Origin of the sequence: Rhodococcus sp. WAY2, assembly GCF_009859915.1 — a bacterium.
GTDB lineage: Bacteria > Actinomycetota > Actinomycetes > Mycobacteriales > Mycobacteriaceae > Rhodococcus_F > Rhodococcus_F oxybenzonivorans.
The window spans coordinates 879,315-893,065 of record NZ_CP046573.1; the positions used below are offsets into that span (position 1 = coordinate 879,315).

A 13,751-nucleotide genomic window follows, 5' to 3' on the forward strand; every position below is an offset into this window, starting at 1 on the left:
GGGGCGAGATCGGAGTCCAGCGAATGGCCTCCGGCAGACGATCCTCCGCGGAATGGGATCTTGGTGCGGGACCGAAGCGATATGCCGCTTTCGTGACCCTTGTCGAAATGGACCGCGCCGATGGGGGTTAACTGGCGGGGACGTTACTGCTTCGGATGATGCACCCGCACGCGCCAGAACTAGGAATCCAACGATGACAACTGCGCCCGTGCCTGAATCACTCTCCTCTCGGTTCCCCGAGGTTGCCGCGGAGTGGGATTTCGAGGCGAACGACGGTCTGACGCCGGATCAGGTCACTCCGGGTAGTCACAAGAAGGTCCATTGGAGGTGTCGGAAGGCCGGGCACCAATGGGTGGCCTCGATATCTAACCGCACCAAGGGGCGTGGATGTCCCGTGTGCTCCAACACGAAGGTGCTGGCGGGCTTCAACGATCTCGGGTCGCAGTTCCCCGAGGTTGCCGCGGAGTGGGATTTCGAGGCGAACGGCGGTCTGACGCCGGATCAGGTCACTCCGGGCAGTAACAAGAAGATCCACTGGAAGTGCCATGATTTCGGGCACCAGTGGCAGGCCCAGATAGTCAAGCGCACCCAGAAAAATGGTCACGGCTGCCCGATCTGCTCGAATCAACAGGTCCTGGCGGGCTTCAACGACGTCGGGTCGCAGTTCCCCGACGTTGCCGTCGAGTGGGATTTCGAGGAGAACGGCGGTCTGACGCCTGATCAGGTCACTCCGGGCAGTAACAAGAAGGTCCACTGGAAGTGCAACAAGTTTGGGCACCAGTGGGAGGCAAAAATCTCTGAGCGCACCCGCGGGGGCACCGGCTGCCCTGTGTGTTCCAACAACAGGGTGCTGGCGGGCTTCAACGACCTGGCGTCGCAGTTCCCCGACGTCGCCGCCGAGTGGGACTACGAGAAGAACATCGGCCTGACACCAGACCAAGTGACCGCCGGGAGCAACAAGAAGGCGCACTGGAAGTGCCGTATTGCTGGGCACCAGTGGCAGACCCAAATCACTAAACGTACCCAGAATGAGAGCGGCTGCCCTGTCTGCGTCAGCAGGAAGGTGCTGGCGGGCTTCAACGACCTGGAATCGGCGTTTCCCGAAATCGCAGCGGAATGGGACTACGCCATGAATAGCCCGCTCCGGCCCGACCAGGTAATGACGAGTAGCAACAGGAAAGTGCATTGGAAGGGGACCTGCGGTCACAACTGGGCGGCCATCATCGCAAGCCGCACCAACGGCGGTAACGGCTGTCCCATCTGCGTGAATCGGCAGGTCTTGGTTGGCTTCAACGACCTGGGGTCGCAGTTCCCCGAGGTCGCGGCGGAGTGGGACTACGAGCGGAATAACGGTCTGACGCCGGGTGAGGTGGCCCCGCGGAGTAGCAAGAAGGTCCACTGGAAGTGCCGGTTCGGCCATCGGTGGGACGCCATAGTCGTGAGTCGCACCAGCGGCGGAACCGGCTGCCCTTTTTGCTCGGGACGTCGCGCGCTTGCAGGGATCAATGACCTCGCGTCGCAGTTCCCGGACATCGCTGCGGAGTGGGATTTCGCGAAGAATGCCCCGCTGAGACCGGCTGAAGTCGCTGCCGGATCGGATACCGAAGCGCACTGGCTGTGCCCCAACGGGCATCAGTACACGATGAAGGTCGAGTGGCGGACCCGCCGGGGCCGTCCGCTGGGCTGCCACTGCCAGGTACGCATGTGGAATGCCCGAAAGCTGGAGGGCTTCGTGGCGGATCTGGCCGAATACACGGATTCGATGACACCGGCGATGATGTACGCGGTCTGCCAGCAGGCTGGGGTGCTGTCGTCGTCGAAGTCGGACGTGATCGGGAAGGCGCTGGCCGATCCGGCGAGCCTGAAGGACTTGGTCGACAGCAGCAATGCCGGGGATCGCGAACCGTCGGGGTCGCTCGGTGAGGGCACTGAACCGGCGGCGGATCCGGCAGAAGACGATCTCTGTGTGCTCGATCCAGAGGGCCATCTTCCGACGGCGGCGGAGGTAGCGGAAGCGGCCTCCGACCCTGAAGCCCCGACAGTCGATCCCGGGTCGGGTGAGGACTCATTCGCTCTTCCCGCCCTCAACGTCGACGACATACTCGGCATGGGCGAGAAGTTCTTCGCGAGCGTGGACGAAGACACGGTGGACTTCTTAACGGCCGCTGCGGCCGGACAGATTTGGAAGTTGGCCTACCGGCTGGACTCCGGTGCCATCGCGGAGACGGAGCGAGTACAACTGCAGGCCGAGTTGGACAAGACCCTCGAACCGCGTGCGGACCAGTACTCGGAAGGTATCCGCCTTCGCTTCCGGTCCGAGTACGAGCAGGCGCTCGCTATCGTTCCGCCGGCGAACTGGTCGTTCAAGCCGGGAAGCGCCACGGCGATCGTGTCGCCCAACCTGATGCAGCGGCATGTAGCGGCTCAGGTCATCACGCGCCGGCGGGTCGGGAACTGGTCCGGGACGGGTGCGGGAAAGACAGTGTCGGCGATCCTCGCGGCCGGTCTCCTCGAGGCTGGTCAGGGGGACGGCATCCTGCTTGTGGTCTGCCCGAACAATGTGGTCGCGGGCTGGGTCGGCTCGATCAACAACTGCTATCCCAACGCCCGCGTCGCGCAGAAGACGCTCACGCCGGTGTGGAAGAGGGGGTCGGGTCCGCGTTGGTTGGTCATCAACTACGACCGGCTGCCCGGCAACGAGGGCACGCTCAAACAGCTTATCGGCGAGAACCGCATCGACATGCTCGTCATCGATGAGGTCCATTACGTCAAGGAGCGGGAGAACGTCGCCCCGTCGCAGCGCCGGAGGGTGCTCTCTGGGGTCGCTGTGGAGGCGGCGAAGTCTAACCCGAACGTCGCCGTGCTCGGCATGTCCGCCACCCCGGTCGTCAACGATCTGCACGAGGCGCGGAGCCTGCTCGAGCTGATCGAGGGCGTCCAGCTCGACGACATCGACACCGCGAAGAACGTGCCGAACGCGATGCGCATCCATCAGTACCTCACCCGGGTGGGTTCTCGGTGGATGCCCGACTACAGCGCCAACCTTGCCCCGGTCACGGTGCCGCTGGACGTGTCGCACCGCCTCGACGACGTACTCGCGCTCGGACCGCAGCCCAGCCCGTCCGCGCTGGACCAGATTCTGTTGGCGGACAAGCTCGACACGATCGTCGCGAACTGCCGCTCCGGGGGTAAGACCCTGATCTACACACAGTTCGTCACCGGCATCGTGGAGCCGCTCACGGAGGCCCTACAAGCTGCCGGGCTTCGGGTCGGGCTGTTCACCGGCGACGACAAAGACGGGTATGCCCGCTTCGTCGGCAGGTGGACGAACGGCGATGCGGTCCCGGACGAAGGACGGGTGGACGTACTGATCGGCTCCGAGGCCATTTCCACTGGCGTCGACGGTCTCCAGCACGTCTGCGACACCCTCATCTTCGCCACGCTGCCGTGGACGCACGCGAACTATCAGCAGATCGTGGGACGCATCCATCGGCAGGGACAGACCGCACGGACAGTCAAGGTTGTCATCCCCGCGACGTTCGCCGACATCACGACGCCGGACGGGGCGGAGCAGCAGTGGTCGTGGTGCGGCCAGCGCTGGGCCCGTGTCGAGATGAAGGAATCCCTGTCCGACTGTGCTGTCGACGGTGTGGTCCCGAAGGGTGTCCTGGTCAGTCCGACAGAGGCCGCACGCGCCTCGCTCGAATGGCTGCGCAGGCTCAAGGACGACGAGGTGCAGACTTCCATCCGGAAGCCTCTCGACCAGCTTCTCGGCGAGGACGTCGAACGGATGGCGCCCGCCGCCAAGATTCGCCGCTACAGCGACCTGTCCGCGGTGCACGGTGCGTGGGCGTCAACGAATTCCACAGTCACACACAGCAGGCTCGCCGAGAACCCGGCCGAGTGGCGGCGGTACCACGACCTCTACACGGAAGCCCGGCGTAAGTGGGACACGGTGCCGGCGTACGAATTCGCGAAATGGCTCAACGACGGACGGCGCCCGTGCGTCGTCGCGGACCTCGGATGCGGCGAGATGCTGCTCGCCGACCGGGTGACGAGCGGTCACACGATTCTGCCGTTCGACCATGTAGCGTTCGACGACCGCGTGACTGTCTGTGACATCGCTGCCGTCCCGCTCGATGACGCATCCGTTGACATCGCGATCCTGTCGTTGGCCCTGATGGGCAAGAACCACGCCGACTACGTCCGCGAAGCGCACAGGATTCTCCCGGTCGATGGGCATCTGTGGCTTTGTGAGCCCACCTCCAGCATTGGTTCGGACGAAACGCACCTCAGGGAGGTGCTCGCAGGATTTGGCTTCGACCTCTATCGCGTACAGGTCGAGGGTCAGTTCACATTTGTACGAGCCATCAAGTCGGACAATGCTCCCCAAGACGTCACCGCGCCAATCAAGATGGGACCCAATAATTGGTAATACCGTAAGGGTCGCCAAGCAGGACCCTGACAGACCGCCTGCGCCGTCAGACGCAACCTACTTGGTTTCTCCGGATAGGGATCGCTAAACGACACCACCAGCAGGTCGAACGACACCTCCCGTGAACCGGTCCCGGTACTGGATGAGTCTCCGCGGAGCAGGGGCCTGCGGCCAGATCTGGAGTTAGAGGTGTACCAGTGGCTGCTCAGACTTAGGTGGGTACGAGTCCCAGTATTCGGTGCGGCCACGGGCGAGCACACGGATCCGGCCTCGGACAGGTCCGCTGCAGACCAATTGCAAGGTAATCGAATCCGGAACGGTACCCGCTCCTGCGGGGTCGCCGAACCGCGGACAGAGGCCTCCTCGATGGGCTACTTCGCGGACAACCACAGCTTGAATGCTTCAGCCGTCGCTGCCTGCAAAGTCGTACCCCGGGTGGCTACTTCGATCTTCACCTGCCGCAGTAAGTCGGGGTCCAGGCGGGCGGAGAACTGCGGGAGCTTGGTAGCGCCCCCGGACGATGCAGCGAACTGCGGCACGAGTGAATCCGAGTCGCCATCGGGGGCCGCATCCGACACCGGAGTGTCGAATACACCCGAGGGTTGGTCCTTGGACATCTTCATCTCCTTGGCGAACCGATGAGGTAGCTGTCGATGAGATCGGCGAGACCCTTCCGACGTTCCGTACCCATTTACCCATCCCAGCAATCGCAAGGACCGGCATGCAGACACCGCCTTAAGGGAGCCTTAAGGGTTACGCCGAGTAACAAACAATGCTTGGTGGAACACACATTCACGACCGAGCCGGGACCAAAATTTGAAGCTGACGCGTAGGAAAATAGCACACTTGCAGGCAATGTACCTTGTTACCACAAAAGAATGGCGTGAAACCTGACCGTCGACTGGTAAGTGGCTCATTTACCGACCGAGTAAAAGGTGTGATCGGCAAGAAAAAGACTAGAAGTCTGAAATAGCAGTGCAATGTAGCTTGGTAGCAAGCATGCAATCCATTGTACTGGACGTCCAACCAAAAATGTAAAAGCCGTCCACCAGGCACGATGCGTGCATTTGCCTCTTTGTCGGACGCACGAGCTACATCCTTATGGAAAGCAATCACATGCATTCTCCAGGCGTCAGTGACTCCATTCATTCTCCGATCCGCTCTCCGTTTTGAGAATTACCGCGACGAACACGCTCGCTAACCGGGATGAGAATTGTCCGGTCGAGCGACACGCCGACCGGGTCGTTGACTTGGACCGGCTGGTTTGCGAATCATTCCCGCTATCAACCGCTCCACGGTGAGGGGAAATTTCGTGACATCTGTGCACAATTCGACGCAGGTGCGCTCTCCGCGCCGCTGGTTCGTTGCTGTGATCGCGGCGGCGACCGCCGCGGCCCTGATGATCTTCGGTGGGGTGGCGTCCGCGGCGCATCCCCCGGTCGGGCTGGGGACCGCCGCCTCCTTCGCGGTATTGGCGGGCCAAGCGGTCACCAACACCGGCCCCACCGTCGTCTCCGGAGACCTGGGGGTGAGCCCGGGCACCGCGGTCACCGGTTTTCCACCGGGAACGGTGATCAACGGCACCCAACACGTCGCCGATGCCGTTGCACTACAAGCCCAATCCGATCTGACCACGGCATACAACGACGCGGCCGGCCGACCGGCCACCGCGGCGGCGCCCCCCGATCTCGGTGGCCTGACCCTGGTCGACGGCACCTACAACACGGCCGGCCCGATGGGCCTGACCGGCACCGTCACTCTCGATGCGCAGGGTGATCCCAACGCGGTCTTCATCTTCCAGGCCGGATCCACGTTGATCACCGCGTCGGGCAGCACGGTCGCCCTCATCAACGGGGCCTCTCCGTGCAACGTGTTCTGGCAGGTGGGTAGCTCGGCGACTCTGGGCACCAACACCACCTTCGTCGGCACCATCATGGCGTTGACCTCGATCTCGGTCCAGACCGGCACCACCGTGAACGGACGCGTACTGGCACGCAACGGCCAGGTCAGCCTGGACAACAACACCATCACCCGACCCGACTGCGATACACCGCCGCCGACGTCCACGACGACACCGCCGCCGACCACGACAACCACCACGACGGCACCGCCGACCACCACCACGACAACGACAACCACAACGACAACCACGGCGCCGACGACGACGACCACGACACCGCCGGTGACCACCACCACGACCACGGCACCGACGCTGACCACCGTCACTAACGGTCCCGTCATTCCGATTCCGATCCCGATCCCCATTCCCATCCCGATTCCCCCCGGAATTCCCGGCGTGCCCGGCGTTCCTGGTGTCCCCGGCGTTCCCGGTGTGCCCGGTGTGCCCGGCGTTCCCGGTGTCCCCGGCATTCCCGGTGTGCCCGGCCCCGATCAGGGCCCTGGTCCCGGCCTTGGTCCCGGTCCCGGCCCTGGTCCCGGTCCCGGCCCTGGCCCTGGTCCCGGCCCTGGTCCCGGTCCCGGCCCTGGTCCCGGTCCCGGCCCTGGTCCCGGTCCCGGTCCCGGTCCCGGTCCCGGTCCCGGTCCCGGTGAGCAGGGTGGACCCGGTGAGCAAGGTGGCCCCGGTCAGGGTCCCGGTGAGCAGGGCGGTCCCGGTGAGCAGGGCGGTCCCGGTGAGCAGGGTGGACCCGGTGAGCAGGGGGGACCCGGTCAGCAGGGCGGTCCCGGTGAGCAGGGTGGACCCGGCGGAGGCGGCGAGGGCGGCCCTGGCGGTAACGGGTACATCATCCCCAAGGGGCACCCCGAAACAGGGGCAGGCGGCACCACTGCCCACTCTGATGACGGCGTGCTACTCCTCTTCCTCGCAGGCCTGACCCTGGCCGGGTCGGGTGTCGCGGCAAGCCAGGGTCTTCGCCCGCGCAGGCGGCAGCGATGAGCGAACCGAACCCCGAATGGCCAGAGCCAGTCCCGGGCCCTGAGTGGCCAGGGACCGAGGGGACGATGGGCAGGGCGAAACGCTGGTGGGTGCTGGCCGCAGTCCTGCTGCTCATCGCGACGGCAGTCCTCGCCCTGCGCAGCTATCAGAATTCGGGTGATCCGCAGCTGACACCGCCAACGGTGACCGACACCGTGCCGGCACCCTCTGAGGGGGTGTCCGGCCCGGCGCCGGTCGCCCTGCGGATCCCCGAGCTGGGGGTGGACGAATCCCTCATCACGCTCGGCCTCAACCCCGACGAAACAGTGGAGGTGCCCACCGATTTCGACAAGCCGGGATGGTACAAATTCGGGCCCGCTCCGGGGCAGCTGGGATCGGCCGTGATCCTCGGGCATGTCGACTCACACGAGGGCCCGGCGGTGTTCTACCAGTTGAGGAATCTGCAGGCGGGCGACTCGGTCGAGGTGAGTCTCGCCGACGGCAGCACCGCCCACTTCTCCGTCACCAAGGTGGAGACATATCCGAAGACCGAGTTCCCCGCCGAGCAGGTCTACGGCTCCCACGGCGACCACACTCTCCAACTCGTCACCTGTGGAGGGGAATTCGACCCCCACGCCCGCAGCTACCTCTCCAACGTCGTGGCCTACACCTCCTTGGTCGACATCACTCCGGCCGCCGCCAACCAGAAATGACCAGCAGGCTCTCCAAATCTTCGAGGGCCGTCGACACCGCGAGAGGTGGGTCATCAGGACAGGAACGCGCCGCTGATGGATCGATGACCGGTCTACGATCACTCCTGCGACCAGACATAGGTTCTCGACCGTATCGTTGCAGAGTATGACCGCAAGCACTCCATCGTGGGTCGAGTTGATGGGCCGTCATGCGGCCAGCGACATGCTCTATACCTCGGCGGCCTTGAGCTACCGATACGTCACTCGCACGGGCGACGTCGACGAGGGCACATGGGAATTCTGGCACGGACCCGGCAACAAATGGCGTATCGAAAGATCGGGTCAGCCGATCTTGATCCGGAACGGCGAACTCGCGTTCAGTTGGCGTGACGATGAGATGCACCGAAACACAGGTCATATCCAACTTCACATCCTGAAACCAATCAGTCCTCTCTTGTTTGTAGGACCCGAGTCATTCCTCTCGCCCTCCACCCTCAGTAAGAACACAACACCCGCCAGGTCCCCCATCGAAACCGTTGTGAATGGCCGGCGCGCGTGGTCAATGATCATGAACTCGACGTCGCACGAGGAGAGCATCGAGTTCGTCATCGACGACGAGACAGGACTCATCCTCCGCACGGGATCTTCCAACGACAAGCTCTACGCCGAGTTGACCGAGGTCACAACCTACGAAGACCTTCCCGATGAGGTATTCGATTGGGAAGGAGCTATCGCACCGCCGACAGTGAAGGAAAGAAGCCGGGACCCCGAGCACCTCCGACAAGTCCACGAAATGGCTGAAGGTGCAACCCCACGGTACTGGCCGACCGGAGTGTCCTTCACTCCGATCAGCGGAGACCCTGACACCGGTGAACTCGTGATGAGCCTCCACGTGAACGGACACGCGTCACTGGCTCGGTGGCCCCTCGGCGCGCAACCCACACTGCTCGATCGTCAACTCACGCAGCGATACCCACACTCAACCGAGTGGTCGGACGATCGATGGACGTGGCGATTGTTGACAGTTTCAGCGTTGGGCGAAGACGATGTACGACGCGTCCAAGAATCCATTTAGACCTTGGACTTAGCAGTCCCGTTAGCTGAACCCTCACCGGTGCATTCCGCTAGAGGCTCCTTGACCGGAAGCTCCTGACCTGTTGTTGTCCCGTATGGGTGGTCCCCTGACTATTTCCGCAACGGGGCGGTAAGCGGGGCACCTGGGTCATGCCGGCGCGCGGCGTCACGGCGGTCATTGGCGATCGGTTGATCCGATCTTATGGGCAAAGCGCTGCACAGGGTGGATCGGAGCGGCGCAGTACCTGCGGGTGTCGGGGTGTTGTGTCACACTCGGGGTATGGAGGGGGCCAACAAGTTTGCGCGTGAGGTGATTGCTTTATTGCGCCCAGTACTACCGGCGCAGACACTCGACCATGTGAGTTTCGCGCTCGAGACCGGTCAGGTCCACAAGGCGCTGATCGAAGCACTGGGCGGCGCGGTCAAGCACGAGGTGACCGTTCCGGCCCGTGTGGTCGAGACGGTGCGCGAGCTGCTGGCGGAGGGGTCGTTGCGGCGCCGCGATGCCCGCGCGGTGCACCGGATGCTGCAGCGGCTGCGCGTGGACACCGCGACCTGAACTCACCGCCGCCGTCCCCATGGTCACACGGTATGGGGGGGCGGCGGCCGGTCACTGCGTGCGTCGCCGCCGCTTCGGTATGTCGGTGCGCGCGCCCTGGCCGGGCCGGTTGTGCGCCCACTCGACGATGTCCGACCGCTTCCACAGTGGGGTGCGGCCGATCTTTTCCACCGGTGCCGGTGCTTGCCCCCGCGAGACGTACCCACGGAAAGTCGAGAGCGAGATCTCGGTGCCGGTTTCCTCTTTGATCAGGTCGATGACCTGGTCGGTGGTGAGGCGGTGCGGGCTGACCATGTTCTCAGACCTCCCCGTCTCGGTCGGCAGCGGTGATCGGCGCAGCCCGGCCATGCCGTGACGGGGCTGCCGGTGGGTGGAGGTGGCGGCGTTCCGGTGCCGCGCTGGGTGAGGTGTCCATGGCCTAGACCCTACAACGCCGTGCTGTAATGATTCGGTTCGTGTCGGGGTTGCTGTGGTATGGCTCCATGACGGCAACTATACAATGCCGAATTGTGAGGTGCGGGCTGAGGAATGGGCTGAATCGCGATGAAGCAGTGACGCTCACGCCTTGCGACATCACAACTCCACGCTGTAAGGTCTGTGTCAGGGCGTCACAGTGCAGCAGGGAAGAGGAGCTCGATGGTTCAGGTAGCGAAGGCGGTCCCGGCGGAACTCGCGATCGGGGCACGCGAGTGGTCCGAGATGAACATCCACATCAACCCCGAAATCGGGGTCGAGTTCATCCGCCTCGCCGATGGCAACGAAGCCGATCTGACCGGCGACCCGGACGCTACCTGCAACTATCTGTACTTCCAGGCCCGTGCCATCGGGTACGACGGTGGGTCTCCGGGCATGTACGGGACCTTCCATATCGGCGATGACGGCTACGCCGTGGCACTGCACCACCACGGCACACCGTGGGAGAACACCACGCCGTTGCGAACCGAGCATCGGGTCACGGAATGCGCGGACTGCTTGTTCAAGGCCGTCCAGGTTCTGGTTGAACAGGCCGTCTGAGAACACACTACGAGGAGGTCTCATGCAGTGGGAATCGTCTAGTTCATGCCCGACTCCCGCGCACTGTCGGGGGTTGGCTGTCGGTGACGGGAGCGGCCGGAAGATCATGATCGCCTTCGTCGATGGATGGTTCGACGCGAAGCTCGCCCATGAGGCCGGTCCTGCCGATACCAGCGGGTGATGCTCTCGGCACGGGTGTGCGGGGGAGTGTGAGTTCCTAACCGAGGTCAAGCCACCTGGCGGCTCGTAGGCTTGGTATTGGCGGGCTGGGCTGTTGGAGCGCATCGCGACTCCTGGGACTCCTGGTCCGCCGCCTGCTTGCGGCGCTCACGCATCCGCCGGTATCGGACGTTTTCGCGCCGCCGCGGGTCGATCTTGTAGCGCGCCTTGACGATCGCCCGTCCTCGGCCTCGGTGATCGGCGTGCCGTCGACGTCCCGCAAGGCGTACGGCTGGCCGGCACGCATGCAGGCGGCGATCCGGGTGACCAGATGGGTGGCCAGATGACAGATCGCAGACTCGTGGTGCCGGTCGCCGACCATCAACCGCTGGTACTTCGCCGCGAACTGGGGATCGACCCTGCGGGCCTGGTCGGCGGCGGTGCACAACATCTCACGCAACAGCGGATCCCCGGCCTTGGTGATCGAGGACTCGACCTTGCTCACCCCGGACTGGTTGACCTTGGGAACCAGACCGGTGTACGCGCGGATCGCGGCCAGGGACGTGAACCGGTGCGGATCGCCGATCCGTCCAGCGATAACCGCGCTGATCACCGCCCCCACACCGGGAGCGGAGGCAACGATGCCGGCCGGGTCGGCGTCGGCGTAGAGGTTCGCGACGCGCTCGTCGATCTGCCTGATCTGACGGGTCAGGAACAGTGCCTGCTCGGCTTCGTGGGCGATGTCCTCGGCGAGCTCGGCGAAGTCCATCCCGTCAGACCCGTCGCCGGTGCCCCAGAGGGCGAGGGTCTCTCGGGCCGCGGTGATGAGCCCGGCGGCGTGATCGTCGCGCCACGCACCGCGGGACCGGGCGATCAGGAACCTGGTCAGCCGCGCTCGGCCCAACCGGATCACCGCATGCGGATCGGCATAGCGGGCCAGGAACTCGAGCGCCGCGATGCCGTAGTTGGATCCGAGTACCGCGTACCACGCCGGCCCGAGCAACTCGACCAACGCATCGAGCCGGGCAAAGACCGCGACCCGGCGCTTGACCATCGTGGAGCGCTGCTTGACCAGCCGTCGCAGCGAGTCGGCGGGCCCCTGCCCGGAGTACTCCCGCAGGCCTTCGGGGTGCAGCAAGGGCAACCGGGCGAGCAATTCGGAGTCGATCCGGTCGTTCTTGGTGTGCTTGGAGTAGTACTTACGCAGATCGGCCGACTGGGTGGTCGGGACCATCACCACGCGTGCACCGTGGCAACGGAACCACTCCGCCAACACGATCCACGCGTTCCGGGTCGGCTCGACCACCACGGTCAGCTCAGCCGGATCGGGCAGGTCCAAGTCCGCCCACAACCGTTCCAGATCGGCCGGCCGTGTCCAGAACTTCCGGCCACGCCATACCGTGGCGCCATCACGGGCGAGCGTTGCCTGATGCTCCGCCCGGACGGCCACGTCGATCCCCAACGTCAATGCCATCGTCATTGCTCCTGTCGGTCCACATCCCTGTTCACCAGGTGACTGACCATCGCGGCCACGGCCCAGACATTCTCTAAGCAGGAGTCCACGCCTACCGGGCTGGCTCCAAGTTCCCGAACAAGGACACCGCTCGACCAGACACCGAGCCCGCAGACGACCACTCAAAAAGCCAGGGATCACCAGGTGTCCCGGTCGGACGTTTCGGCCCGCCTGCGGACTCCCTCCGAGGCTAAATGTCGGAGGGTGCGGTCACGATGGCCACCATGACCGCGCCCGAGTCACCAGCGCCGAGCCCGCGAGTGGGGCAGGTGCCGCATGCGCTCAGTCCCCGCCAGTGGGCGCAGCAGATGCTGCGGCCCGGCCGGGCGGTGGTCTGCGATGTCGAATCCACCGACTTCGACGGCGCGATCCTCGAAATCGCCGTGATCGACGCCGCCACCGGGGTCGTGCTCCTCGACACCCTCGTCGATCCGGGCGCCGTACCGATCCACCCGGCCGCCGCCGCGGTGCACGGGATCGACGCCGACCAACTGGTCGGCGCCCCCGACTGGGCGGCGGTCCATCCCGAGTTGGTGGCGGTGACGGCGGGAAAGGTGACGCTGGCGTACAACGCCGAGTTCGATATGGGCCGGATCCTGCACGACTGCCACCGGTACGGGCTCGACCCGGAGCACCTCGCCGACCCGCAGGTGTGGGGGTGCATCATGCTGGCCCGCTCCCAGGCCGAAGGGGTCGAGAAGAGCATCCGGCTCGGCGCCGCCCACCGGGCGCGCGGCGACGCCGAAGCCGCCCGTCGTGTTTTGCAGGGCATCGCGGACGGAATCAGCCACCGCCCAGTCGAACCCCAGCCCACGCCCTCCGACCGTCCTGAGGGTGCTGTCGAGCTGGCGCAGCGGGTGGCCCGGTGAGGACGTGGGCAGCACCCGGTGTGCGCGCCGATCCCGCAGAACGCGAGCGCCGACGCCGGAGCATCCTCGCCCGCCGGAATCAGGACGCGCTTACCGCGTGGCTGTCCGCCGAGGAGGGCTTGCGGATGTGGCAGGCCGGCCGACTCGTCCCGGACCGCATCACCGCCGCCCTCGACATGAGCGGGCTCGAAGGGCCGCAGGTCGACATCGACTGCGGAACAACAGAACCCGACGTCGATCGCTGGGAGCTGGGCATCAAGTACCCGACGTGGGAGCAGTTCCTGGCGCTGTGCCGGCTCACCGCAACCCCGATCTCCTTCTTCTTCCGCGAGCCCTCGGACCTCCGCGCGAGCGAGACGACCCTCGTCTATCACCTGGCCGCGAAGGTGCTACGTGAACTCGACCGCACGCCGGTCACCGCGTTCACCCGGGAAGCGATCGCCGCGACCCTGGCCGGCCGCGACTACACCCCCGTCCCGGCCCAAGACACCCTCTGGTGACTCTGCTGGCGGCCGCACCAGTGGGGTCGCCCGCGTTCCGAATCCCGGAGATGCACAAAAAACG

10 protein-coding genes and 2 pseudogenes are annotated in these 13,751 nt (G+C 64.9%); 9 read left to right on the forward strand and 3 right to left on the reverse strand.

Going from position 1 to position 13,751, the window contains the following annotated elements:
• Positions 1-193: 193 nt before the first annotated feature.
• Positions 194-394 (forward strand): annotated as a pseudogene (locus tag GFS60_RS40515) (zinc-ribbon domain-containing protein); the annotation flags it as partial.
• The gene (locus tag GFS60_RS34045; protein WP_236603648.1) at positions 395-4,435 is read left to right on the forward strand and encodes a zinc-ribbon domain-containing protein; all 4,041 of its coding nucleotides are present in this window, start codon (positions 395-397) and stop codon (positions 4,433-4,435) included.
• A gap of 371 nt (positions 4,436-4,806) precedes the next feature.
• On the opposite strand, the gene GFS60_RS34050 is transcribed toward GFS60_RS34045, so the two are convergent.
• Complete coding sequence (locus GFS60_RS34050) at positions 4,807-5,052, reverse strand: hypothetical protein (protein ID WP_201453698.1); 246 nt, start codon at positions 5,050-5,052, stop codon at positions 4,807-4,809.
• Between the two features lie 695 nt (positions 5,053-5,747).
• Between GFS60_RS34050 and GFS60_RS40020 the strand changes: the two genes are divergently transcribed.
• The 4 genes from GFS60_RS40020 (at position 5,748) to GFS60_RS34070 (ending at position 9,632) form a co-directional block, all read left to right on the forward strand.
• Positions 5,748-7,328 carry an ice-binding family protein gene (locus GFS60_RS40020; RefSeq protein WP_159928874.1) on the forward strand — a complete coding sequence of 527 codons (1,581 nt, stop codon included), beginning with the start codon at positions 5,748-5,750 and terminating at the stop codon, positions 7,326-7,328.
• A gap of 65 nt (positions 7,329-7,393) precedes the next feature.
• Positions 7,394-8,020, forward strand: a complete 627-nt coding sequence (locus tag GFS60_RS34060; RefSeq protein WP_236603649.1) for a class F sortase — start codon at positions 7,394-7,396, stop codon at positions 8,018-8,020.
• A gap of 547 nt (positions 8,021-8,567) precedes the next feature.
• The gene (locus GFS60_RS34065; protein WP_159928878.1) at positions 8,568-9,074 is read left to right on the forward strand and encodes a hypothetical protein; all 507 of its coding nucleotides are present in this window, start codon (positions 8,568-8,570) and stop codon (positions 9,072-9,074) included.
• Positions 9,075-9,353: 279 nt separating this feature from the next.
• On the forward strand, positions 9,354-9,632 hold the full coding sequence (locus GFS60_RS34070) for a hypothetical protein (protein ID WP_159928880.1): 279 nt from the start codon (positions 9,354-9,356) through the stop codon (positions 9,630-9,632).
• A 51-nt stretch (positions 9,633-9,683) separates the two neighbouring features.
• On the opposite strand, the gene GFS60_RS34075 is transcribed toward GFS60_RS34070, so the two are convergent.
• The gene (locus tag GFS60_RS34075; RefSeq protein ID WP_159928882.1) at positions 9,684-9,926 is read right to left on the reverse strand and encodes a helix-turn-helix transcriptional regulator; all 243 of its coding nucleotides are present in this window, start codon (positions 9,924-9,926) and stop codon (positions 9,684-9,686) included.
• Between the two features lie 342 nt (positions 9,927-10,268).
• Here GFS60_RS34075 and GFS60_RS34080 point away from each other — a divergent pair, with 342 nt between their 5' ends.
• On the forward strand, positions 10,269-10,646 hold the full coding sequence (locus tag GFS60_RS34080) for a hypothetical protein (RefSeq protein ID WP_159928884.1): 378 nt from the start codon (positions 10,269-10,271) through the stop codon (positions 10,644-10,646).
• A 227-nt stretch (positions 10,647-10,873) separates the two neighbouring features.
• Here the strand turns inward: GFS60_RS34080 and GFS60_RS34085 are convergent.
• A pseudogene (locus GFS60_RS34085) lies at positions 10,874-12,285 on the reverse strand (IS110 family transposase).
• A 257-nt stretch (positions 12,286-12,542) separates the two neighbouring features.
• Here GFS60_RS34085 and GFS60_RS34090 point away from each other — a divergent pair.
• Positions 12,543-13,187, forward strand: a complete 645-nt coding sequence (locus GFS60_RS34090; protein WP_159928886.1) for a 3'-5' exonuclease — start codon at positions 12,543-12,545, stop codon at positions 13,185-13,187.
• Positions 13,184-13,687: a hypothetical protein gene (locus tag GFS60_RS34095; RefSeq protein WP_159928888.1), complete on the forward strand. Its 504-nt coding sequence runs from the start codon at positions 13,184-13,186 to the stop codon at positions 13,685-13,687. Before GFS60_RS34090 ends, GFS60_RS34095 begins: the two co-directional genes overlap by 4 nt.
• Positions 13,688-13,751: the final 64 nt, after the last annotated feature.